Source organism: Chryseobacterium gallinarum, assembly GCF_001021975.1.
Taxonomy (GTDB): domain Bacteria; phylum Bacteroidota; class Bacteroidia; order Flavobacteriales; family Weeksellaceae; genus Chryseobacterium; species Chryseobacterium gallinarum.
This window is the reverse complement of the sequence record NZ_CP009928.1, coordinates 1,216,163-1,240,735: the sequence shown is the minus strand read 5'-3', so window position 1 is coordinate 1,240,735 and position 24,573 is coordinate 1,216,163. Positions and strand designations below refer to the sequence as shown.

Below are 24,573 nucleotides of genomic sequence, written 5' to 3'. Positions count from 1 at the left end.
ACAGAGCCTCCACCGGACAGCAACTTCTATAACAGCCTAAGGCAGGTAAAGAGCTTTTCATATTGCGTTCATACTTGTGGATTCTTCATAAAAAAATCCCGATGAATTTTCATCGGGATCAAATATTTTTGAAGGATTGATTAAGTTAAGCTTACTCTTACAAACCCTGTTACTTTTAGATCTGCATTTACAGATTTTACGTAATCAGCAACTGAGATACTTCCGTCTTTAATGAAATCCTGGTGTACCAAAGTATTGTCTTTGTAGAATCTCTGCATTTTTCCTTTAAGGATATTGTCGATAATGTTGGCAGGCTTACCTTCTTCAGTAAGTTTGTGTCTTTCGATTTCTAATTCTCTGTCAATAGTTTCCTGAGAAACAGCATTTTCGTCCAAAGCAATTGGGTTCATAGCAGCAACCTGCATAGAAACAGCTTTAGCAGCTTCATCAGCTCCGTCTACTTTTGCAGAAAGAGAAGTGATTGCAGCAATTTTGTTTCCAGCGTGGATGTAAGCTCCTAAGAAATCTCCCTGGATTCTTTCGAAAGATCCGATCTCGATTTTCTCACCGATAACTCCCGTTTGCTCAACTAATTTTTCAGCAACAGTGATTCCGTGGAAATCTGTAGCTAAAAGCTCTTCTTTAGTAGCAGCGAAGATCGCCATTTCAGCTAATTCATAAGCTAATTCGATGAACGCTTCGTTTTTAGCAACGAAGTCAGTTTCGCAATTTAATGAGATGATAGCACCTAAAGTGTTATCCTCGTTCACTCTTGCGATCACTGCACCTTCAGTAGACTCTCTGTCAGCTCTGTTGGCAGCAACTTTTTGTCCTTTTTTTCTAAGGATATCTACCGCTTTTTCGAAGTCTCCTTCAGCTTCTACTAGAGCTTTTTTGCAGTCCATCATACCTGCACCTGTTTGGTTTCTTAATTTAGCTACATCTGCAGCAACTGGTGTATAAGACATAATATCTATTATTTTTTATTTAAGATTAGTATTAATTTTTAGCTTAATTTTAGAGCAGTGCAAAGATAATGATTTTAATGATAAACTAAAAAATGACTTTTCACGTTATTAATATATTTAATACTATTTTAAAGCTTTGATTAATGAAAAAAATCTTCTTCCTCCTGTTTATATGTATTTTTTCTCTTGGATTTTCCCAAAAAAAGAAAAAATCGAAATCTAAAGCGGTTGTAGAAAAAGAAACTGTGATCATTTATACAGAACAGGAAGCAGAAATATCAAAAGAAGCAAGAGTTATCGCAGGCTTTCTAAAACAAAACCCAGGACATGCAAGAACGGACTTTTTTAAAAGACGACTGATTGATATTATTATGGCGGATAATTCTCCTGAAGCCAAACCCAGCATTAAGCCTATCAGCAAAGATAAAATTGAAAACATTGTTAAAAATAATGAATTGAATAGCGGTAAAGTGATCGTTGTCAATAAGGCGGGACAGGCTGGTAACACTGATGCTGCAAAAGCAAATAGTACCCAAGCTGCAATCAATGCTTTGAAAGAAGATATTTTAAAAGAAGGCAGAAGTGTAAGCTATGCTTCCGCAGGGTCTGCCAAAACTGCAGGATCTGCCAGGTCTGAGCCGAGCGAAGAAAATAAAAGGCGAGCTGCGATGCTGACTCATCTTTTTAGTAATGATATTAATAAAAGTGAGGCTTATGTTAATATTAAGAACAGGTCCGGATGTAACCTTATTGTAAAAATAAGTGGAAAAAAATATTATAATTTAAGTGTTCCAGCCAAAGGAGAGAACTTTATTTTGGTAGATAAAGGAGAATATGTGCTGACTACGATGGTATGTGATGCCAAATATTCTTCCTTAAAGAAAATTAATCAGGACATTGAGATTGCCCTCAACGTTGCGGATTAAATGAGAAGAAAACTAAAGTAAAAAAGGTTAAGAAATTTTTCTTAACCTTTTTATTTTATCCTTTATATTGCCCCATTGCAATAAATTTATCCTGTCTCTGGGTTTCAAGCTCCTGTCCTGTAAACTTGGCAAAAGCTTTGATATTTTGTAAGATGGAATTTTTTAAGTTCAGATAAGTCGTTTCCGGATCGTAATGAGCTCCACCAAGTGGTTCCTCAATAATCCCGTCGATGAACTTTTCTCTTAAAGCATCCTGAGGGGTAAGGTTTAATGCATTAGCAGCATCTTCCTTGTGATCCCAGTTTCTCCATAAGATGGAAGAGCAGCTTTCCGGTGCAATTACCGTATACCATGTATTTTCCAACATATATACTTTATTCCCGACGCCTATTCCTAAAGCACCACCACTGGCTCCTTCTCCGATAATATAGGTGAAGATCGGGGTTTTCAGCTGTACCATTTCAAAGATATTTCTTGCAATAGCTTCACCTTGTCCTCTTTCTTCAGCTTCCAGCCCAGGGTAAGCTCCCGGTGTATCTACTAAAGTCACCACAGGGATATTGAATTTTTCAGCAAGCTTCATCAATCTTAAAGCTTTTCTGTATCCTTCCGGATTGGGCATTCCGAATCTTCTATGCTGTCTTTCTTTAGTCGTCCTTCCTTTTTGAGTTCCTATAATCATTACCCGTTGTCCATCAAGGGTAATCAATCCTCCAATCATTGCCGGATCATCAGCGAAATTTCTGTCTCCATGAAGTTCTAAGAAACTGCCTTTATCTGCCATTCCGTTGATGTAGTCTAATGTGTATGGACGATCCGGGTGACGGGACAGTTGTACTCTTTGCCAAGGGGTAAGATTTCCGTAGATTTCTTTTTTCTTTTCCAAAATCTTATCCTCAATCTGGCTGCATGCTAATTTTACATCAACACCACTTTCTTCTCCTACTAAAGAACACGTCTGGTATTGATCCATCAATTCTTTGATAGGAAGTTCGAAACTTAAATATTCCATTTCTTGAAGTAAATTAAATCTTTCAAATGTATGAAAAATTATGTTAATACTATTTAAAATTATTTATAGCATTGCTTATTCTGGCGATACTTTCTTCTTTTCCAAGGATTTCCAGAATATCCGGAACGTCCGGGCCTTTCAATTCTCCTACTAAAGACAACCGTAAAGGCATCATTACTTTACCCATTCCAAGGCCTTTGTTTTCGGCAAAATCATGTATAGTCTGCTTCAGCACCTCTGCTGTAAAATCTGCCGAATCAAGAGTTGAAACTAACTCTCCTAAAATAGTAGAAGTCTCATCATTCCAGGCTTTTTTAGCAGCTTTCTCATCAAAGGAAGAGGGCATTTCAAAGAAGAATTTTCCGTTTTCATAAATGTCTTTTGGAAAAGTGGCCCGTTCTTTCATTAGGTGAATCACCTTCAACAGCTTTTCATCAGAAATCCCTGAAAGATTAAGATCCGTATTTTTCAGGATCTGGAGAAGTTCTTCATCAGACTTCATCTGAATATACTGATGGTTAAACCATTCTGCTTTTTCTTTACTGAATCTTGCGCCGGCCTTATGTACTTTATGAAGATCAAATTCTTTAATCATATCTTCTATAGGAAGGATTTCTTTATCGTCAGCAGGTGACCAGCCAAGTAAAGCAACCATATTGATAAAAGCGTCAGGAAGATAGCCGTTTTCCCTGTATCCTTTAGATACGGTTCCCGTTGCAGGATCTTTGAAATCAAGCGGGAAAACAGGGAATCCAAACTTATCACCGTCTCTTTTGCTTAATTTTCCCTTACCCTCCGGTTTCAGAATCAGAGAAAGGTGGGCAAATTGCGGTGCTTCCCAGCCCATTGCTTCATATAATAAAGTGTGTAAACCTAAAGATGGCAGCCATTCTTCCCCACGGATAACATGGGAGATTTCCATTTCATGGTCATCAATGATATTGGCAAAATGGTAAGTAGGCATCCCGTCATTTTTTACCAAAACTTTATCATCTAAGGTATTGGTATTAACTGAGAATTTTCCACGGATGATATCTTCCAGGTTTAATACTCTGTCAACAGGCATTTTGAATCTTACCACATATGGTGTCTTTTCTGCCAGGAGCTTCTGAACTTCTTCTTCAGAAAGGGCAAGACTGTTTCTTAAACGGTTTCTCGTTTTATTATCATAAGAGAAAACATCACCCTTAGCTTCGAACTCTGCGCGCATTGCATCCAGTTCTTCAGGGGTATCAAAAGCAAGGTAAGCATAATCTGTTTTCAGGATCTGCTCTGTATACCGGTCATAGATATCTCTCCTTTCGGATTGTCTGTAAGGCGCAAATTTCCCTCCTTTTTTAGGACTTTCATCTGGAATGATTCCGCACCATTCTAAAGCTTCTTCAATATATTCTTCAGCTCCTTCTACGTATCTTGCTGTATCTGTATCTTCAATTCTCAATACAAATTCCCCGCCTTGGTTTTTAGCAAAAAGATAATCATATAATGCGGTTCTTACGCCTCCCAAATGTAAAGGTCCAGTAGGACTTGGAGCAAAACGTACTCTTACTTTCTCCATTTTCAATTTAAATTTTTGCAAATTTACTTAAATTATGTGTTCACATAATGATTTATAATAGGTATTTTTAATTCTAGTCATTATGCTTAGACCATTTATTGAAATTAAAATATATATAAAAGCTTAATGATTTTAGATGTAAATATGCTTACGATTTTTAAAATCTGTACAATGTTTCACATATTTGCATAATTTGCAAAATGTAATATCCTAGAGTGGTAATATCAATGAGATAATAGTCAAATATGGTACAATAACTTTACACTATTTTCTAAATGAATAATATTTTAATAAAGAAATTGGATCATAAAGAAAATTATCAAATCGGATGACAAAATATGCATGGGTAAAATACAGTTAAGAAATTTCTAATATATGCCTTTTTATATGTGGCATAATATAAAACCGCCTCTATACGAAGCGGTTATATAAATTAGAATTTTTATAAAAAGTCTTCAACGACAATTTCATGCCTCTCTTGATTATTTCCACCCAAAATAAGTTTAATTCTATATCCTGTTGGAATCGCAGCCCCGGTTTTTGAGTATAGTTGAAGCTTAAAGTGTGGACCATCTACATAATAATTAGTCGCAGTATTTGAACTCCAAAGAGGAGTATTGTCATAGGTATAAATTACCAGATTTCCATCGGTTTGTGCCACAAGTCTCGAACCTCCTATTATATCAGTTCTGTGGGTATTAGAATGCCATAGTACAATCCTGTTTCCAGGTGTTTCCCTATAAAGAACCAGATTATTGTCAGTCTGCATGATAAGTCGATAAGTACTGCCATTGTGTTCCAGAGTTAAGGATTCGTCTGCGTTTAGCCCCTGAGGGTGAATAGGACCAGATTCCTTTAAGAGTTTATAACTTACAAGACCTAAACGAGAAGCGTTATTTCCATCTATAGTAGTTGGTCTTTCAATTGGTTTTTGAATTGGGACTACATTATCACGAGTGTCGTCTTGAGAACAAGATGCCAAAAGCAATGAAAGGCTTAAAAAAGTCAATAATTTTATTTTCATAAGATAATTTTGGATCACAAATATAACTGATTATCACATTAAATCCTAATAGTATGAAATAATAGTTACGTTGTAACCTTTATTTAAAGGCACTTTTAAATGTATTTAACGTAGTATAAATAAACTTTCCTTTTTCCGAATCTAGGCCGTCTCACAATTCGTGAAAATACAAACAAAAACTCCACAGATTGTTCAGAATTATGAAACTTATATAGTGCTTGATATTTATACAAGAGCAAAATTTGATATTTTATTCCAGGCTAAATAACAAGTCAGGCCCGTGATAAAACGCAGAAATCGATGTAGGACTGATCTGAGTTCCTACAAATATGAATTTATTATGACGAATTAATTTTTTTTAATTCCGAATATTTTTAAAACCTTGTTGATTTTATATTTCATGGTTCTTTTATAGCCCAGCAATTTGACTCTTTCCATCAGCTGATAATTTTCATTCATTATAAACAGAAGATTTTGTTTGAAGAATTCCCTTAATAAATCTTTATCAGAAATAATTTGATCCAACTGATTGATGGCTTTTGTTTTATTTTCATACATAAAGAATTCATTGTTGGTCATTCCTGCGGAACTCATTCTATAGGCAAGAAGATACTCGTTGATAAAGTGTGTTTTTGGATAGTCTCCGTATGTTTGTAACCAGAAAATCCAGTCTTCTTTGGCCTTAAGAATTTCATTGAATTTATACTTTTCAACAATATCTCTTGAAAATAAGGCACAATGGATGGGAATGGAAAATGTATTATCCCATTTTAACAAAATATCTTTTTGATTGAAGTATTCTTCTTTCAAAATACAGTGTGGTGGGATAAGGGCTTTCGTTGCATCGTCGAACCTCTGAAAATCCGTAATAATAACAGTATTGCTTCTATGATCTATTTTTTGTACAGATTTTTCGAACTTTTCTTTATACAAAAAATCATCACAATCAAGAAACTGTACAAAATCTCCGGTACTGTTCAGAATACCGGTATTTCTGGCAGAGCTAAGCCCGCCATTTATTTTTTTTACATATTTGATTCTGTTGTCTTTTTTTTGCCAGGCAAGAGCTATGTCTTCCGTATTATCTGTACTGCCATCATTGACCAGAATGCATTCCCAGTCCGGGTAAGTCTGATTGATTAAGGAATTGATACAATCATCCATAAATGCGGCCTGATTATAACATGGGACAATAACCGAAATCTTGATGGAGGTGTTCATTATTATTTGTTTTTATAAATTTTTTTGCCGTCCAGTATCCCTTTGATCATTTTGGAAATAAGCAACTTCTTTTCTGAAAATGGATATTCTTTTCCCTTAAGAATTATTTTTATTTTAGAAAAGCAGTCCTTATACAGGTTTTTATAGAATATGGAACTGAAGTTTCCGGGAAAATACGGTTTAATATTCTTCCTTAATAAAAACAGGTTTCTGTATTCATAATAGGCCTGTAATGGGCGAATTTTATAAGATACTACGACTCTCTTTCTATACATAATGGCGGTTTTGGTATACAACACATTGGTGTAAAGGTTGGCCAGAATACCATATTCCGTATCATCACCTGCAATAAAATATTCTTTTTTCGGGAATCCTATTTTTTCCACAATATCACGATGAATCAGCATTCCTTCGAAACAGGCAGTATTGACATAGCAGAAATCTTTATTTTCCAGGGAAATATTATGATGTAAAATCGGCATACAGGTTCTATGATCAAAATAATGTTCCCATTTGAAAACTTCATTATTATCGCTGAAAATCCTTAGTGGCTGAATGCATTTTGATAAGTCTTTATATTGTAAAAGATTTCCAAGGCAGTCTTTAAATGGTTCTACATCATCATCCATTACCCAAATCCATTCATATCCCAATTCATATGCCCTCTTGATGCCCGTATGAAAGCCCCCCGCACCGCCCAGATTTTCCTGGGTGATAATTTCGATTTGTGGCTGTTGTAAAGTTTTCAGGTAGGCATCAGTTCCGTCTGTTGAGCCATTATTTACAATAACAATTTTATCAACAGGAGAGGTCTGATCCAGAATTCCCTGAATGCATTCTTTTAAAAATTCCAATCTATTGTAAGTCACTACAACAGTGCAGACAGAATCAGGAAAACTCATAGGTTTGATATTAATTTTTGTATTCTTTGAACCGCTTTTTCATATTGAAGGTTTTCAACCGCAAAGTCATAGGCATTTTGCACGATATTTTTATAATAGTCGTCTCCTTGCTGTTCTACGAAACGGATTTGCTCCATAAGGTCAGAAAGATCATTTTTTACAGGAATAAAATGTTTGTACGGCTCCAATTCAAAATGATAATAAGACTTCCATTGTCTGTCCTGAATAAACAAAAGCCGCTTTGTGAAAAGCAGCATTTTAATCCTTCCGCTGTATCCTCTTCCTTCAATGTCGATGAGGTATTTATAATGTGTATGATCAATCAATGAAATATAAGGAATATCTTTTTTACCACCAATAACAGCTTGATCTACATAAGTATTATAAGCTTCAATATGATCAGGGTATTGTTCAGCATATTCGATAATTTTTTTTCTGATAGGGTGGGTTTGGGTATTTCCGATCCAAAGCATCCTGGAATAAATGTAAGGTTTTTCCGCTTCTGCACAGATTTCAGAAACCGTTTTTTTAAAATCAGGAATTCCTGCCTGCTGCCAATGGTCAAATATAAAATCCGGAAATACGAAATCCAGATCTGTTTTCTTATCACAACAATAATAAAAGTTACCTTTTACCAATTGTTCGGTAGGGAAGTCTCCTGTGTGCAGGCTCAGTTTGATGTCGTGTTGGGGAATACCGAGTTTAATGGCATCCAGGACCTGCTTTAATGAAGATTCTGCCCTTGTTTGAAAGGAGTTATAATTTTCTACCGCAGCAATTTGTCCATTTTTAGTGGTAATATTGAGCAGTTCCTTTGGAGTTTCCTGCGGCTTCTTTTTTTTCCACAACATAATTACCTGAATTGTTTTGCGGTTTCCAGAGCTTCTGCAATTACATGGTGCATATCCATATATCGGTAAGTAGCAAGTCTTCCTATAAAGGTAATATTGGTAAGCCTGTCTTTTTCTTCCTTATATTTTTCCAGCATTTCCATATCTCTTTGTAATCTTTTAGGATAATAAGGAATATCGTTTTGCTCTGTTTCCTTACTGAATTCTTTAAAGTATACGGTCTTATCATGCTCTTCCCAGGGAGTAAAATGTTTATGCTCATGAATTCTCGTATGCGGAATTTCCTGATCAGCATAATTGATTACAGCGTTCCCCTGAAAATCCCCTTCATCAGTGAATTTTTCAAAAAATACAGTTCTGTAGCCTAATCTTCCGTATTTATAATCGAAATAAGCATCAATAGGTCCGGAATAAAAAACATGATCATATTCTGAAAAGTCTATTTCTCCGGCCGATATTTTTTTATTTAATGTGACAGTAATATTGGGATGATCAAGCATTTTTTCAAAAATCTCGGTATATCCGTTTTTAGGGATTCCCTGAAGAGGCATGGCATAATAATTATCATTATAATTGAACCTTACCGGTAGTCTTTTTAATATACTTGCAGGCAATTCTGAAGGCTCACAACCCCATTGCTTTTTTGTGTATCCATAGAAAAAAGCCTTGTAAAGATCTTTTCCTACAAATTTTAAAGCCTGTTCTTCAAAATTCTGAGGAATATCTATTGAAGTATCACTTAATGATTCAATGAAAGTTCTGGCTTCTTTAGGAGAGAAGTTCTTTTTAAAGAACTGATTAATAGTATGAAGGTTAACCGGAAGAGAGTATACTTGATTTTGGTATACCGATTTTACACGATTGATGAAAGGGACCATTTCACAAAACTGTTGGATATAGTTCCAGACTTCTACATTATCGGTGTTGAAAATGTGGGGGCCATACTGATGCAAAGTAATTCCTGTTTCGGCATCTTTTTCGGTATAGCAGTTTCCTCCGATATGACTTCTCTCTTCTACAACATGGATGATATTGTTTTCGCAAAGCTGCTGTGCCAAAACACTTCCTGAGAAGCCGCTTCCTATAATTAGGTATTTCTTCATATACTATTGTTTAATGACCAGTTTTAACCTTTTATAACTTCCTTCAGCCAGTTACTGAAACTATATTTTTTGACTATTTCAGTAGGTAATTCAAAATAAGGGGTTTTTAAAAACTGTTCAATATTTTTATAATTATTATTTTCCACGACAAAGATATTGTCAGGATGGTAAAAGTCATAATTTTTTACCATAATATTGTCTGTAATCACTTTTTTCCTGTAATACATTCCTTCAAAAAAACGGATGGAGAGCCCATTATGCAGCGGGTCTACAAAATCTAAAAGAATATCGGCATCTTTTACTTTCTCAAGATTTTCCCGGAAGCTGATTCTGTCCTGAATATATTGTATCCGGCTATTTTTCTTTTCAGGCTCTTTAAAATACTGGATAAAAATAGAAAGCTCGATAGGGAAGCCCGAGACTTCATCTATAAAACGGTCAATTTTTTCTTCACGGCTTTTCCAATATAGTCCTACAAAATACAGCTTAGGCATTTCCGTATTGTATTCTTTTTCAGCAGGAGGAAGGTGATCGAAATAGAAATTGGTGATAGGTTTTATATTGAGTTGGGATTCAATCTTTTCAAAACAAAAAAAGGTATCAAATAAACTGAAATAGTTTTTGACCTCCGGAAACTTTTCAATCCCATCCCATTGGTAAGCAATTAATTTCCGGGTTTTATTTTTTAAATTCTTTATAAAGGGAACCGGGAAATTATCCGGACGGATTACCAGGATATAGTCCAGCTCTTCCGGAATGTCAGAAAGATTTTTATTCAGTTCATCAAGAAAATGTTTTTTAATAAGTCCCTGTTTGTATTCCTTATTTCTCAGAATATTTTTAACGAAAAAATTTTTTACACTTTCAGCGCCTTTATATTTAAATTTTGAAACTTTATCTGTGATTAAATAAGGGTCAAACCCTTCCTTTTCCAAATTTTCTAAAAATAACTTTGGGAAATCAGAATAATCAGGCATTACCAAAAGAAATTTTCCTTTTTTCACTTTTTTTAATTTGAGTTAAAGATACTGAATAATAAGATTTTATAGTGCTTTCTGAGACTGTTTACCGGATTGTTGAAATATTCTTTCTTTATGCTAGCGGCATCTTTCAAGCTGACAGCATTAAGATACCGGAAATATTTTTTCTCAATATTTTTTAACGGGATATTATCACTGAATTCCGGATTGACTTCTTTAAACACTTTTTCCATCCTTTGAACCGCTTCTTCGGAATAGTTTGAATGATGCTTGTAATTTCCGATGATAATTTTTTTCAGATAAGCAATATAGTAGGCAATACTGCTTTGCTCGGGATACTTTAAATAGTAGTTGTAAATCGTTTGAATTACACTCAGATATCCCGAAAGATTTTTATCACTATTCTTTTTGGTGATGGATTGTGCATTGTCTACAGTATAGAGATAGGTTATTGCAGGAATAAATACCACATTTTTTGCCCTAAACATCGTTTCAAAGAACCATAATTCATCTTCATGATAAATGCCACTTAAAAATGTGAGGTTATTTTCTTTTAAAAATGAAGTTCTGTACAGTTTATTCTGGGCAATAGGGCTTAAGCCCTCTGTCATATTCAGAATCAGGACCTCCCTGTTTTTATTTTCTATCCGTATCTTTTCCTTCGGCTGAGGTAAAAATGCAACATTGCGTTTCTCTTCCCAGGCATAGGTGGCTGTTTTTCCTGCAATAATATCCTCCTTACCGGTATACTCAGATAACAGGGATTCCAGGGCATTGGAAGGAAGAAGGTCATCACTGTCGCAGAAAAAAATAAAATCTCCCGTAGCTTTTTCCAAACCAGAATTTCGTGTGTCGGAAAGTCCCTTATTTTCCTGACTATATATCTGAAACCGTTTATCCTGAAAGCTATTGATAATCTCGAGGGTATTATCTGTACTGCCGTCATTAATCACAATACATTCGATATTGTAATGCGTTTGGTTCTGTATACTTTCCAGCACTTCTTTTATGTAATAAGAAGCGTTATAGCACGGAACAATAATACTGACTAAAAAAGAATTATCCACCTTTAATTAATTTCTTTTAATGTAGAACTTACAGCCTCAATAGAAAATGGTTTCAGACTGTCAATAGAATTCTTGCTCAATGTGTTCCAAAGCTCCTCATCATTATTTAGTCGCAAAATCGCCTGTGCAAAGCTATTTTCATCATTGGCAATCAATACATTTTTACCGTCGGTCAGCCTCATTCCTTCCGCTCCGATATCTGTAGTAACGACCGGGAAGAAATACTCAAACGCCTGTCCTATTTTTCCTTTTACCCCTGCCCCGAATCGTAAAGGAGCCACCATAATTTTGGAATTCATGAAATATTCTTCAATACTTTCCACAAATCCCAGGAATTTAAATCTGGGATATTGCCTGATGTCCAGTTTGTCAGCCACATTTCCGATTACACTGACTTGCAGTTCGGGATTCGTTTTCCACACCAGAGGCATTATTTTTTCATATAAAAATTTTACCGCATCAATATTCGGTTCATGGATAGATCCGATGAAAATAATCCCATTACTTTCATGGAAATTTTTTCTTTCGGAAATATCAATTTTGGGTTCATGGATATTGGAAATGGTAATGATCTTGTCCCTGTCCGCATACTGGCTCATAATCTCTTTCTCTTTATCCGAAATAGCGATAATATAGTCCAGCTGAGGGGCTATGACTGTTTCCAGATGGAAAAAATGCTTATAGTTTTTCTTTAATGAAATACGGTTTGGCTCTATTTCGATAGCCCTTTTGAATCTTAAAAAATGAATATCTACCATGTCGTACATAAATTTGGTACGGGGTAAAATATTCTTCATTTTTTTATAAAACAGGTTCAGGGCAAGAGGTCCGTTGAACCAGACATAATCTATATTCTTATATGACGAAAGAAAATCATAGATATTTTTATACCGGTTATTCTCTACAAAAACAATAACATCATGCTTTTGATAAAACTTTACATAACTGTCATCCTCAAAGATATGAGGGGCAAATATAATACAGTTGTACCCTAATTTTTTATAGATGAGAATTATCTCTTTTAGTCTGTTGGATCCGGAATCCTTATCATGAGTAGGAAAGTCTCTGGAAGCAAAAAGAATCGTTTTTTTTGAAGAATCATACAGATGCATATTGACGATATCTCCGGTCTGGAGTTCCTTGAGCTTTTCTTTCCTTTTAAAGTGCTTTTTGATTTTTTTTAAGATTCCCATCTGTTATTTTTAGTGTCAAGTTCAAAAATTTTGTTCACCCAATGATCCAAAGTATATCTGTTGTAGACTTCCTCAGGAATTTTTTCATAAGGCTTCTCAAAAAAAGATTTGTCAAGATTACTAATATTTTCGTTTAAAATCAAAATATTATTGGGATTGTAAAAATCATAACTTTTAATAGCTTCATTGTCAGTAATGATTTTCTTTTCCAGAGACATCGCCTCAAAGACCCTGAAGCTCAATCCGTATTGCCCCTCCCGCATCAGATCAAGCAGTACTTTGGAATTTTTATAATACTTTGGAAGATCATTATGGGGTATCTTTTTGATACTGAAAATCAGAAAAAGGTTTTTAGGAACCTTGGTAAATATATTGGTAAGCTGATGTTTCCATGATTTTTTTCCTATGACCATAATCTGGAATTTGAGCCCCAGGTCAATAAGCTTTTTGGCCAGTAGTTTTATTAATGAAACCCTTCTGCTGTCGTAAGAAGTAATATAAAATAGGTCCATTTCCGGATGTTGGACCTCCTTCGGCGTGTAAGGAAGATAAATATAATTGGTGATCTTTTCAAAACCATGTTTTTTAACATCTATACTGTCAAAAGAAAAGATCTTATCAAAAAGGTACAGCTTGTTTTCTACCGGCACTCTTTCGAGGTTATCATAAAGATAGGTAATCAGCCTGTCGGTATATTTCCTGATTTTTTCCAGCGTAGAAAGGTCAAAAGTGTCAGGGTTTAAAACCAGTATCTGATCCTGATGCCCAAGCTTTTCCAGAGAGTCCAGAACAAACTTCTGCCTTTTTTCTGTTTTAAGGTTTTTGTTTAAAAAGGTTTTACTTAAGGCATTAACTGCCCTTTCATGGAAATTGGAATGAGTAACGGTACTGATCTTTATATGATGGGCATCAATACCACGTTTGCATAATGCTTCAACAATATACTTATCATAATCCCAAAAATCATAACTAATGATACAAATCTTCATCCAACTAATTTTGCTCTTTTTTTAATGATTCATAGGTTTCAAATACGCTTAAGGATTGCAGATAAGAAAGCTGATATCCTTCCTTACCGTCTAAAATACCCAGTCTCATTATATAGGCTTTGAAAAATTTAAAAGCTGTTTTAAGGTATTGAACCAAAACATTAAACTTTTTCCCTTTTGCAGCCAGTTCTTTCCCTTTTAATATTCCGTAATGAATCATTTTTTTTCTATATGACTCATAATCTGAAACGGAATAGTGGAGTAATTTATTTTTTAAAACCCCGACATTTCCGTTTACTTCCAGAGTTTCATGCACTTTTTTTCCGGTCATATACCTTGCCTTTGATTTTCTGAACAACCTGAAGTTCTTGTCAGACTGTGTCCCGGAAAAATGAATCGGCTTTTGCGCAAAAAAGAATTTCCTGTAAAAATAATAGGCATCCTTTTGCTCCGGTTTATTCAGTTCGGCGATAATTTCTCTCCTTAATTCAGGCGTAATTCTCTCATCTCCATCTAAAAATAATACCCAGTCATTACTTGCTGCATCCAATGCTAAATTTCTCTGTTTTGTAAAGTCTTCAAATGGGTTTTGAATGATCTTTGTATTGGGGAACTCTTTTGCTATTTCTACAGTTTTATCAGTACTGAATGAATCTACCACAACGATTTCGCTGCAGAAATCAAAACATTCAAGGACTTCCCGTATATTTTTCTCTTCATTGTGTGTTATGATTAAACCACTAATATCCATCATAACTTTTTGTTTAATAAAGAAATAGGAAATATTTCTTTTAATATCGTTTTAAAATAGTTTTAATCTGCCAAAGATAAGTTTTAATTTGAATTTTATTAATGAATCTCCACCCTTTATATCAACCCTGCACAATTCATAAGGATGTCGGGTAGGAAAATAATTTACCTTATTTCCTATTCTTACTGCAAAATCGATTCCTATTTTTTTTAAATTGGAAAAAAGTATATCCTTATCGGCTTTCTTTTTAGGGTATTTTCCGTATGGATAAGCCAAAATTTTAGAATATTTTATGCTTTGAGACTCAAGGATTTGCATGTTCTTTTCGAGATCCCTTTCTATAAAACCGGCAGAGACATCTCTGAAATTTTGATGAGAATGACTATGAAGCGCTAGCTCAATATATTTTTCAGGTAAACTTCTTAAATCTTTAAAAGTCATCATTTCATAATCCCCATATCCTTCCTGAATAAATGAAGTGGGAATAAAAATAGTGGCTTTCAGATTATATTTTTCCAGTAAAGCAGGTAGGTATTTAAAATTATTTTTATACCCGTCATCAAAGGTAAGAATAATACTTTTTGAGGCAGGAGTACCAAGCTCGGAAAAGAATTTAGCGGTGTATTTTTCTTTTTGCAAATAGCTGAATTGTTGTTCCAGGTTTTTCAGACTTACCGTAAGGTCTTCACAGGTGTCCTCTTCTATCTGATGGTACATCAGAATAATCAATCTGTGTGTAGGAAAAGCAAAAAGATATAAGCGAAAGTAGAAGATGACAAATACCGCCAGTAAAAGTAATGCCAGATAAAGGATCATCATAGTATTTTACCGTATTTTTTTTCTATTTCTGCCAGTCTTATTTTTTCATATAGTTTGATGTATTTCAAAAAAGTATAGTAAGACATGGTCTTTGCAATATAAAATCTAGGAAAACCATCCAGGAAGCCCAGTTTAAAGATAAAAACCTTAATGAATTCAAACAAGGGACTCACAATGATTTTAAAGCGATTGATCTTTTTCCCTTTTTCAAACATTTTTTCTGCCATCATATCAGAATACTTATTGATTTTCGTAACATGATGCTGAATGCTTTTATAGGTATAATGATCAAGCTTTCCTTCCAGGATTCCGGCTTTTTGACCGGTAATTAAAAACTCGTGAACTTTATCATCCGAGTATCGGACATATTGTTTTCTGAAAAGCCTTTCACGAAAAACACTTCCCCAGCCCCCGAATCTGATCAGATGAATTCCCAGATGATTATTATATCTTACCTTATAGACATTAAACGCGGGATTTGCTGAAGAAACTACTTCCTGGATTGATCTTTTTAAGTCTACGTCCGGTACTTCATCAGCATCCAGAAACAGGACCCATTCATGGGTGCATAAATTAAGGGCATGGTTTTTCTGTTCACCATACCCATTAAATTTTTTCTCAAAGAACCTTACCTGAGGATATTGCTTCGTACAAATCTCCTTGGTATTATCTGTTGAAAAACTATCTACAATTACAATTTCATCAACGATGTCTGTAAGCGAATCTAAAAGTCTTATAATGTTCTCTTCTTCATTATGGGTAATGATTGCGAGGGAAAGAGCCATTTTACTTAAACTCTAGAATAGTTTTTTCAATAATTTTTACACAATCCAGCAATTGCTCTTCAGTAATCACCAATGGAGGTGCTAATCTGATAATGTTTCCATGAGTTGGCTTTGCCAATAACCCGTTTTCTTTTAATTGTAAGCAAAGATCCCATGCAGTTGAACTTTCCGGAGTATCGTTAATCAGGATAGCATTCAAAAGTCCTTTTCCTCTTACTTTGGTAATAAGGTCTGTCTTTTCAATAAGCTTTTCAATCTCTGCCCTGAAAAGTTGTCCAAGCTGTTCTGCTCTTTCCGATAATTTTTCTTCGGCAACTACATCTAGTGCCGCAACAGCTACTGCACAGGCAATAGGATTCCCTCCGAAAGTTGAACCGTGTTGCCCCGGCTTGATTACGTTCATGATAGAATCATTGGCTAAAACTGCTGATACGGGATACATCCCTCCTGAAAGTGCTTTTCCGAGAATTAAAATATCCGGCTGTACATCTTCATGGTGACATGCAATAAGCTTTCCTGTTCTTGCAATACCGGTCTGAACTTCGTCAGCAATGAAAAGGACGTTGTATTTCTTGCATAATTCAGAAGCTCTTTTAAGGAAATTCTCATCCGGAACATATACACCTGCTTCTCCCTGGATGGGCTCTACCAGGAAAGCTGCAATATTAGCTGCATCTTTACTTAAAACTTCTTCTAATGCCGCAATGTCATTGTAAGGGATTTTGATGAATCCCGGTGTAAATGGTCCGTAGTTCTGATTGGCATCCGGATCATTGGAAAAAGAAACGATGGTTGTAGTTCTTCCGTGGAAATTATTTTCGCAAACAATAATTTTAGCTGCGTTTTCAGAAATTCCTTTTACTTCATAGCTCCATTTTCTGGCAAGTTTTACCGCAGTTTCCACGGCCTCGGCCCCGGAGTTCATTGGTAAAACTTTGTCAAACCCAAAAAGGGACGTTATTTTTTGTTCATATTCTCCCAATCTGGAGTTGTAAAAGGCTCTTGAAGTCAGTGCCAGTTTTTTGGCCTGCTCTACTAAAGCTTCTACAATTTTGGGATGAGAGTGTCCTTGGTTTACAGCAGAATATGCTGAAAGAAAATCATAATACTTTTTACCTTCCACATCCCATACAAAAACACCTTCTCCACGATCCAGAACTACTGGAAGAGGGTGGTAGTTATGAGCTCCATACTGGTCTTCAAGGTCAATAAAGTACTGTGAGTTTTTTGTTTGTTCTGCTGTTGACATATTCTTTGGTTTTTGACAAATTTACAGAATATTAATGAGATGGATCAACAAATACCCAGTACCGTTTGGAGGTGGAATTGAAGTAGATTTTTGGGCTGAAGAATACCGTATCAGAAAATATTTCCTTTGTTAACAGGTTGTTATAGGTATTATATCTTTGTAAGCGTAGAATTTTATTCCTGTTTATTTATTAATTTTTATTAACGGTTGGTGAGGAATAATCTTAGCGACTTTTCGGATGCTGCAGCAGGATGTCAGAATTAATGGTACGAAATAAAAACTGCCTCAAAAAGAGGCAGTTTCAAATTAATTTTAAAATAATCTTAGTGATTATCATATTTTCTGTCCATTACAAAATCCTCCATGAATTTTGTAGTGTAGTTTCCTGCAAGATAATCCTCATTATCCATCAGCTGTCTGTGGAAAGGGATGGTTGTTTTTACACCTTCAATATAGAATTCCTCAAGGGCACGTCTCATTTTTGCAATGGCTTCCTCACGGGTTTGAGCCGTTGTGATAAGCTTGGCAATCATAGAGTCATAGTTGGAAGGGATCGTATAACCGGAATAAACGTGAGTGTCTACTCTGATTCCGTGACCGCCAGGAATATTTAATCCTGTAATTTTTCCCGGGGATGGTCTGAAGTCTGCATAAGGGTCTTCTGCGTTGATCCTGCATTCGATAGAGTGTAACTTAGGGTAATAGTTGATTCCTGAAATAGGAGTTCCCGCAGCAAGAAGGATTTGTTCCCTGATCAGATCATAATCAATTACCTGCTCAGTAATAGGGTGTTCTACCTGGATTCTTGTATTCATTTCCATGAAATAGAAATTCCTGTGCTTGTCTACAAGGAATTCGATAGTTCCTACCCCTTCATATCCTATGAATTCAGCAGCTTTTACGGCAGCTTCTCCCATTTTCTCACGAAGTTCATCTGTCATGAATGGGGAAGGTGTTTCTTCAGTCAGTTTCTGATTTCTTCTCTGTACAGAGCAGTCTCTTTCAGAAAGATGGCAGGCTTTACCATATTGGTCTCCTGCAACCTGAATTTCAATGTGTCTGGGCTCTTCAATCAGTTTTTCCATATACATTCCTCCATTTCCGAAGGCTGCAACAGCTTCCTGAATCGCAGATTCCCAGTGATCTTTAAGGTCCTCAGCTTTCCAAACGGCTCTCATCCCTTTACCACCACCACCGGCAGTTGCCTTGATCATTACCGGATAACCAATTTCTTCTGCTGTTTTGGCCGCTACTTCATAAGATTCGATCAATCCGTCAGAACCAGGTACGCATGGTACTCCGGCTGCTTTCATGGTAGCTTTGGCGTTTGCTTTATCTCCCATTTTCTCAATTTGTTCAGGAGAGGCTCCGATAAACTTGATGCCGTTCTTCTGGCAAATTCTTGAGAAATTAGCATTTTCAGATAAGAATCCATAACCCGGGTGGATGGCATCAGCATTTGTAATTTCTGCTGCTGCAATGATGTTAGGAATTTTAAGATAAGAGTCTTTACTCATTGCAGGACCGATACAAACCGCTTCATCAGCAAATCTCACGTGAAGACTGTCTTTATCAGCAGTAGAGTATACCGCAACGGTTTTGATCCCCATTTCTTTACAAGTACGTAAAATACGCATTGCAATTTCGCCACGATTGGCTATTAATATTTTTTTGAACATCTTCTTCAATTTGAAAATTAGATAATTTGAAAATCAGATAATGTTATTTTAATGTAGAATTTAATCTAACATCTAATGTCTAACATCTAACTTCTAAATTAAGATGGATCTACAAGGAATAATGGTTGGTCGTATTCTACAGGAGTAGCATCATCAACTAAAATTTTAACGATTTTTCCGCTGATTTCAGATTCAATCTGGTTGAATAATTTCATTGCTTCGATAACGCAAACTACTTTACCAACAGAAACTTCGTCACCTACATTTACAAATACGTCTTTATCAGGAGATGGTTTTCTATAGAATGTACCGATCATTGGAGACTTAATCGTTACATATTTGCTATCATCAGATGCAGCTTCAGCCTTTTCAGCAGGTGCGGCAGACGGAGTTGCAACAGGTGCCGGAGCAGCTACTGCTTGGGGAGCAGTATGGTATACTGCAGGTTGTGCATAAACAGCATCGCTTCCAGCTAATGGAGTTTTAATAGTGATTTCGAAATCTTTAGTCTTGTACTTCACCTCAGAAACTTCAGCTTTAGATACAAACTTAATAAGATTTTGTATGTCTTTAATGTCCATAAATTTGATATTTGATTTGATGCCAAAGATACCAAAAAAACGCAAAAAACAACAAAAAACCGCCAAATTTTATCAAAATTGGGCGGTTTTTGTATTAAAATGAGGCTTTTTCAGTGAAAAGCGACTCTTAGTTTTCTTCAGTAGTTGCTACTTCTTTTTCCAATACTACTTTACCTCTGTAGTAAAGTTTTCCTTCATGCCAGTGAGCTCTGTGGTAAAGGTGAAGCTCTCCTGTTGTTGCATCTTTAGCTAATTGAGGAACTACAGCTTTGTAGTGAGTTCTTCTCTTATCTCTTCTTGTGGACGACTGTCTTCTCTTTGGATGTGCCATTTTGAATAACTTTTTTAATTGATGAGCGATGAGATTCATCATCTCATCATATTTAAATTATTTTATTTAATTTTTGTCTCTTAACTTTTTTAAAGCATCCCAACGGGGATCGCTTTTATCTTCTTTCTCTTCTTCTTCAATTTCTTTTGGACTGAACTGATCCAAAATTTTCAGATCTTCATCACTTACATCAGGCGAAATCTTTTTCATCGGAATAGAAAGCATAACATTCTCATAAATCAAATGCGCTACATTGAAAGCATGCTCTCCGGTAGGAATGGTAATAACATCTTCATTGCTGTCATCATATTCTTCTCCAAAATTCACCAGAATTTTAATTTCATTTTCAATAGGGTAGTCAAAATTATCATTGGTAATATCGCATACCAATTCTACCAACCCGTGTATTCTGATCTCAAACTCCAGAAAAGTAGTGTGTTTGTCAAGCAATACATCTGCTTCTATTCTGGGATTTGTAAATTCCTGCTCAGTGTCAAATAATTGAAAGAACGTTTTATCTATCTCAAACCTGAACTCGTGTTTCCCGTTTTTTAATCCGGAAAAGCTTACGTCGTAGTTTCTTAACTTGTCCATAAAATGAGTGTGCAAAAATATGCAATTTTTTTATAATAACAAATAAAATTCCTAACAAATTAAATTTAAATTTGTTTTAAAGATTTATGCTTCAGTTTCCTCCGGAAGATCCTCATCTATTCCGTTATCCACAGCCAGTTTTCGGGGTTGAAGACGATTGTTCATCAAATCGTTATATTCGGTTCTGTTTTTAAAAATCTTAATAGCAGTAAAAATGGCTTCCGTAAAGCTCTGTTCATCAGCTATATTTTTTCCCGCTATGTCATAGGCAACTCCATGATCCGGAGAAGTTCTGATAAATGGCAGGCCTGCAGTATAGTTTACTCCTTCCTCATAAGCTAATGTTTTGAAAGGAGCCAGCCCCTGATCATGATACATGGCAAGAACAGCATCGAAGTTTTTGTATTTACTAGGCTGAAAGAAACTGTCAGCCGGGAATGGGCCAAATGCCAGGATTCCGTTATCCGAAAGCTCTTTAATAGCCGGTCCGATGATTTCAATCTCTTCATTTCCGATCACCCCGCCATCTCCGGCATGAGGGTTTAATCCTAATACCGCAATTTTAGGCTTCTGAATACAGAAATCCTCAATAAGAGTCTGATGTAAAACTCTGATCTGTTTTTTGATTTTTTCCTTGGAAATATTTTCTGCTATTTTAACAATAGGGATATGATGGGTGGAAACTGCTACTTTAAGATCTTCGGTAACCAGAAACATAAGCCCCTTTTTACTGAATTTTTCTTCAAAATATCCTGTATGGCCAGCATGCCTGAATCCCATTTTTACCATCTCATCCTTATTGATGGGAGCTGTTACGAGAACATCAATTTCTCCTTTCATAAGAGCTTCCGTGGCGGCCTCCAATGAATCAATAGCCATTTTGGTAGACTCTTCTGTAGGAACGCCTAATTCCACATTGACATTTTCCTTCGTCAGGTTGACCATGTTGAGTTTTCCTCCCTGGGCCTGGGATGCCTCATTTACATAGTTGAAATTAAGATTCAGCTTAAAAATATTTTTCTGGTAAGTGAATAATTTCCCCGAGCCAAAAATTACAGGAGTAAAAAAATCTGTAATGGTTTTGTCTTTCAGAGACTTCATGATGATCTCAGGTCCGATGCCGTTGTAATCACCGATTGAAATTCCTACTCGTACTTTATGGTTTTTTGGGCTCATTTTGATTATCTTTGAAGATTATAATTTACAAATTTAGCAAAAAATAATATGTTCACAGGAATAATTGAAGCAGTTGGCGTTATTGAGAAGATTGAAGAAAAAGGAAGCAATATAGATTTTACTTTAACATGCCCTTTTACAGAGGAGCTGAAAATAGATCAAAGCCTTGCTCACAACGGATGTTGCCTTACAGTGGTTGAGATTAAAGGAAATCAATATGTTGTGACGGCCATTAATGAAACACTGGAAAAAACCAATCTCGGGAAATGGGATTTGGGAACAGTAGTGAATCTTGAACGCTGTATGAAGATGGATGGCAGACTGGATGGGCACATCGTTCAGGGACATGTTGATAAAACAGGAGAAGTTACGGGAATTGAAAATAAAGATGGGAGCTACTTTATTACCATTCAATATGATGCGGACGGAAACTTTGTTACTGTACCGCAGGGTTCAATTACTGTAAACGGAATCAGTCTGACTGTGGCAAAAAGTGAAGATGCACAGTTTTCTGTAGCCATTATTCCTTATACATGGGAATTTACAAATATGAAACATTTGAAAATTGGAGATAAAGTGAATTTAGAATTTGACATCATTGGTAAGTATATTGCTAGGTTAATTAAAAAGTAGGATGTCAATTAATAAATACAAAGGATATAGCTTAAGAAACCGGGTGTTTTTCGGTTTTTTGCTGGTATGTTTCTTAAGTGTTGTGGCTACTTCACTTGTTCCCTATTTTGTTTTGAGGAATAATTCCCTGGAGCAAAGTACCATTGACATGCAGGAGAAAACCAATGCTGTAATGAGATATCTGGACTATGCCGTGAGCCGTACACTCGTAGAAACCCAGGATCTTCCGCAGGTATTAGGGAATAAAATTTTTGAAATTGCCGATATCAATCAGCATGATATTGTTATTTATGACCTCAAGGGTAACTATTTGCTGTCTAATAGAGATGAAAGTCTTGTTGACCAGAAAAATATTCCTATAGAGATTATCAACAAAATCCTTTCCACGGATGCAAGGGTGGATATGACAAGTTATGATGCTGCCAAGGACGCCAGGCTTACCTCCTCTTATCTTCTTTTGAAAAATAACGAGCTTGAACCTATTGGGATAGTTTATATTCCTTTGTATCATAATGAATCTGCCTACCTGGATGTTCTTCATCAATACGTTAAATACATTCTTTTAGTCGATATATTTCTTATTCTGTTCAGTATCTGGATCAGCTGGGTGACCTCCAATAGCCTTGCCAAGACCATTACGAAGTTTTCCGATATGATCACCCGTATTACCTTATTTGAAAATGAAATGCGTCCGATCAGGTATTATAAAAATGATGAGCTGAATGCTTTGGCAAGAGCGTACAACAGAATGATCCTCCAGATTCAGGATCAAAAAGAAAGATTAAGATTTAAAGCTTCCGAAGAGGCATGGCGGGAAATGGCAAAACAGGTGGCCCATGAAGTGAAAAACCCGCTTACCCCCATGAAGCTTACCATTCAGAATTTTGAAAGGAAATTCGATCCGGAAGATCCGAATATCAAAGAAAGGGTAAAGCAGATGAGTAAAACGATGGTAGACCAGATTGACCTGATTGCCACCGTAGCTTCCGCTTTTTCAGAGTTTGCAAAACTTCCGGAAAAAAATAATGAAGTTATCAATCTGAATACTGAGGTTGAAGATATTCTGCGCGTATTCAACGATGACAGTATATTTATGCATGCCAACAAAAGTAATATCATGATCAATATGGACAGGATTTACCTTTCCAGGATTATCACCAATCTTGTTACCAATGCTAAGCAGGCAGAAAGTGATGAAAGGAAACTGATCATTAATGTAGATGTGGAACAACATCAGAGAAGAGTAATGATCTCTGTTCAGGATAATGGAATCGGAATTCCTGAAAATATGTATGAGAGAATTTTTGAACCGAATTTCACCTCTAAAAATAGTGGGATGGGACTTGGTTTATCTATGGTAAGAAAAATGATTGAAGATTATAAGGGAGAAATCTCTGTGAAGTCTGAAGTTGGAAAAGGGTCAACATTTACGATTACATTACCTACCAATTTATAGTGAAGCCTTTTAAGTTTAAACAATTCGAAATCCGCCAGTCCGGGGATGTTTTCCGTGTGGGAACAGATGGGGTGCTGCTGGGTGCTTTAGCAGATGTTGCAAAGGTGTCCAATGTTTTAGAAATAGGGACAGGAACAGGACTGATTTCACTGATGCTTGCACAAAGGAACCCTCATGCCGTTTTCCTGGGGCTGGATATTAATGAAAATGCAGCAGCACTTACCAGAGAGAATTTTGAAAACGCTCCTTTTAAACGGAGGTTAAAATGCAGGCATCAGGATTTTAAAACTTTTGAGTCCGGGGAAAAATTTGACCTGATTGTTTCAAATCCACCTTACTTTGAAGAATCGGGATCCGATAAAGATAAAATTGCGCGTCAGACTGTAGAGCTGAATTTTGAACAGCTTATTGTAAAATCGGTACAGCTTTTATCCGGAAATGGAATCCTTTCTGTAATTATTCCTGTGGAAGCGGGAGAAGTCTTTATCTCTATTGCAGAAGAAAATAATCTTTTTCTCAACCGGATAGTCCGTATAACAGGAATTGAAAGTTCAAAGGTGAAAAGGCTTGTTCTGGAGTTTTCACCGGAAAGAAAACAACAGGAGGAATCTGATTTTGTCATAGAAAAAAGTCCGAGACAATACTCGGACCAATATCTTGAACTCACAAAGGAGTTTCATGTTTTTAAAGCTGGAAATTAGGAGCCTTGCTGTTGTAGCATATGC

General features: G+C 35.9%; 25 protein-coding genes. 4 read left to right on the top strand and 21 right to left on the bottom strand.

Translation table 11 applies throughout. From position 1 onward, the window contains the following. Nucleotides 1-140: 140 nt before the first annotated feature. A complete protein-coding gene (gene tsf, locus OK18_RS05640; protein WP_053327386.1) occupies nucleotides 141-968 on the bottom strand; it encodes a translation elongation factor Ts in 828 nt (275 codons plus the stop codon). Nucleotides 969-1,111: 143 nt separating this feature from the next. Between tsf and OK18_RS05635 the strand changes: the two genes are divergently transcribed. Beyond that, nucleotides 1,112-1,894, top strand: a complete 783-nt coding sequence (locus OK18_RS05635) for a DUF6759 domain-containing protein (RefSeq protein ID WP_053327385.1) — start codon at nucleotides 1,112-1,114, stop codon at nucleotides 1,892-1,894. 55 nt (nucleotides 1,895-1,949) lie between these two features. Here the strand turns inward: OK18_RS05635 and OK18_RS05630 are convergent, their stop codons facing one another. From OK18_RS05630 to pdxA, 20 genes are all read right to left on the bottom strand, one after another. Continuing rightward, nucleotides 1,950-2,906, bottom strand: a complete 957-nt coding sequence (locus OK18_RS05630) for an acetyl-CoA carboxylase carboxyltransferase subunit alpha (protein WP_050022482.1) — start codon at nucleotides 2,904-2,906, stop codon at nucleotides 1,950-1,952. Nucleotides 2,907-2,955: 49 nt separating this feature from the next. Next, entirely contained in the window at nucleotides 2,956-4,464 is a 1,509-nt protein-coding gene (gene gltX / locus OK18_RS05625) for a glutamate--tRNA ligase (protein WP_053327384.1), read from the bottom strand. Between the two features lie 442 nt (nucleotides 4,465-4,906). Then, nucleotides 4,907-5,488: a hypothetical protein gene (locus OK18_RS05620; RefSeq protein ID WP_053327383.1), complete on the bottom strand. Its 582-nt coding sequence runs from the start codon at nucleotides 5,486-5,488 to the stop codon at nucleotides 4,907-4,909. A gap of 348 nt (nucleotides 5,489-5,836) precedes the next feature. Then, the gene (locus OK18_RS05615; protein WP_053327382.1) at nucleotides 5,837-6,709 is read right to left on the bottom strand and encodes a glycosyltransferase family 2 protein; all 873 of its coding nucleotides are present in this window, start codon (nucleotides 6,707-6,709) and stop codon (nucleotides 5,837-5,839) included. A gap of 2 nt (nucleotides 6,710-6,711) precedes the next feature. Further along, entirely contained in the window at nucleotides 6,712-7,611 is a 900-nt protein-coding gene (locus OK18_RS05610) for a glycosyltransferase family 2 protein (protein WP_082129143.1), read from the bottom strand. Next, entirely contained in the window at nucleotides 7,608-8,462 is an 855-nt protein-coding gene (locus tag OK18_RS05605; RefSeq protein WP_053327380.1) for a glycosyl transferase family 90, read from the bottom strand. The genes OK18_RS05610 and OK18_RS05605 overlap by 4 nt, the downstream gene beginning before the upstream one ends. A gap of 2 nt (nucleotides 8,463-8,464) precedes the next feature. Next, complete coding sequence (gene glf, locus OK18_RS05600; RefSeq protein ID WP_053327379.1) at nucleotides 8,465-9,565, bottom strand: UDP-galactopyranose mutase; 1,101 nt, start codon at nucleotides 9,563-9,565, stop codon at nucleotides 8,465-8,467. Nucleotides 9,566-9,588: 23 nt separating this feature from the next. Next, entirely contained in the window at nucleotides 9,589-10,569 is a 981-nt protein-coding gene (locus tag OK18_RS05595) for a hypothetical protein (protein WP_053327378.1), read from the bottom strand. A gap of 5 nt (nucleotides 10,570-10,574) precedes the next feature. Continuing rightward, the gene (locus OK18_RS05590; protein ID WP_053327377.1) at nucleotides 10,575-11,612 is read right to left on the bottom strand and encodes a glycosyltransferase family 2 protein; all 1,038 of its coding nucleotides are present in this window, start codon (nucleotides 11,610-11,612) and stop codon (nucleotides 10,575-10,577) included. Between the two features lie 2 nt (nucleotides 11,613-11,614). Then, nucleotides 11,615-12,805, bottom strand: a complete 1,191-nt coding sequence (locus OK18_RS05585) for a glycosyltransferase family 4 protein (RefSeq protein ID WP_053327376.1) — start codon at nucleotides 12,803-12,805, stop codon at nucleotides 11,615-11,617. After that, nucleotides 12,793-13,794, bottom strand: a complete 1,002-nt coding sequence (locus OK18_RS05580; protein ID WP_053327375.1) for a glycosyltransferase family protein — start codon at nucleotides 13,792-13,794, stop codon at nucleotides 12,793-12,795. Before OK18_RS05580 ends, OK18_RS05585 begins: the two co-directional genes overlap by 13 nt. A gap of 4 nt (nucleotides 13,795-13,798) precedes the next feature. Continuing rightward, nucleotides 13,799-14,548: a glycosyltransferase family 2 protein gene (locus OK18_RS05575; RefSeq protein WP_050019542.1), complete on the bottom strand. Its 750-nt coding sequence runs from the start codon at nucleotides 14,546-14,548 to the stop codon at nucleotides 13,799-13,801. A 48-nt stretch (nucleotides 14,549-14,596) separates the two neighbouring features. Continuing rightward, nucleotides 14,597-15,364, bottom strand: a complete 768-nt coding sequence (locus OK18_RS05570; protein ID WP_082129142.1) for a polysaccharide deacetylase family protein — start codon at nucleotides 15,362-15,364, stop codon at nucleotides 14,597-14,599. Then, nucleotides 15,361-16,149 carry a glycosyltransferase family 2 protein gene (locus OK18_RS05565; protein WP_053327374.1) on the bottom strand — a complete coding sequence of 263 codons (789 nt, stop codon included), beginning with the start codon at nucleotides 16,147-16,149 and terminating at the stop codon, nucleotides 15,361-15,363. Before OK18_RS05565 ends, OK18_RS05570 begins: the two co-directional genes overlap by 4 nt. 1 nt (nucleotide 16,150) lies before the next feature. Continuing rightward, nucleotides 16,151-17,398 (bottom strand): ornithine--oxo-acid transaminase, encoded by a 1,248-nt coding sequence (gene rocD, locus OK18_RS05560; protein ID WP_053327373.1) that lies wholly within the window; start codon nucleotides 17,396-17,398, stop codon nucleotides 16,151-16,153. A 323-nt stretch (nucleotides 17,399-17,721) separates the two neighbouring features. Next, a complete protein-coding gene (gene accC / locus OK18_RS05555) occupies nucleotides 17,722-19,077 on the bottom strand; it encodes an acetyl-CoA carboxylase biotin carboxylase subunit (RefSeq protein WP_050019546.1) in 1,356 nt (451 codons plus the stop codon). A gap of 98 nt (nucleotides 19,078-19,175) precedes the next feature. Beyond that, nucleotides 19,176-19,658: an acetyl-CoA carboxylase biotin carboxyl carrier protein gene (accB, locus tag OK18_RS05550; RefSeq protein ID WP_053327372.1), complete on the bottom strand. Its 483-nt coding sequence runs from the start codon at nucleotides 19,656-19,658 to the stop codon at nucleotides 19,176-19,178. Nucleotides 19,659-19,785: 127 nt separating this feature from the next. Further along, nucleotides 19,786-19,989: a 50S ribosomal protein L32 gene (gene rpmF, locus OK18_RS05545; protein WP_007843326.1), complete on the bottom strand. Its 204-nt coding sequence runs from the start codon at nucleotides 19,987-19,989 to the stop codon at nucleotides 19,786-19,788. Between the two features lie 66 nt (nucleotides 19,990-20,055). Then, nucleotides 20,056-20,583, bottom strand: coding sequence for a YceD family protein (locus OK18_RS05540; protein ID WP_053327371.1), 528 nt, complete (start codon nucleotides 20,581-20,583; stop codon nucleotides 20,056-20,058). A gap of 84 nt (nucleotides 20,584-20,667) precedes the next feature. Further along, entirely contained in the window at nucleotides 20,668-21,759 is a 1,092-nt protein-coding gene (pdxA, locus tag OK18_RS05535) for a 4-hydroxythreonine-4-phosphate dehydrogenase PdxA (protein ID WP_053327370.1), read from the bottom strand. 48 nt (nucleotides 21,760-21,807) lie between these two features. On the opposite strand from pdxA, the gene OK18_RS05530 reads away from it, so the two are divergent. Genes OK18_RS05530 through OK18_RS05520 form a run of 3 tightly spaced genes read left to right on the top strand, consistent with a single transcriptional unit; the run spans nucleotide 21,808 to nucleotide 24,549 of the window. Then, the gene (locus OK18_RS05530) at nucleotides 21,808-22,392 is read left to right on the top strand and encodes a riboflavin synthase (RefSeq protein WP_050019548.1); all 585 of its coding nucleotides are present in this window, start codon (nucleotides 21,808-21,810) and stop codon (nucleotides 22,390-22,392) included. 1 nt (nucleotide 22,393) lies between these two features. Beyond that, on the top strand, nucleotides 22,394-23,848 hold the full coding sequence (locus tag OK18_RS05525) for a sensor histidine kinase (protein ID WP_050019549.1): 1,455 nt from the start codon (nucleotides 22,394-22,396) through the stop codon (nucleotides 23,846-23,848). Beyond that, on the top strand, nucleotides 23,848-24,549 hold the full coding sequence (locus tag OK18_RS05520) for a tRNA1(Val) (adenine(37)-N6)-methyltransferase (protein WP_053327369.1): 702 nt from the start codon (nucleotides 23,848-23,850) through the stop codon (nucleotides 24,547-24,549). The genes OK18_RS05525 and OK18_RS05520 overlap by 1 nt, the downstream gene beginning before the upstream one ends. Nucleotides 24,550-24,573: the final 24 nt, after the last annotated feature.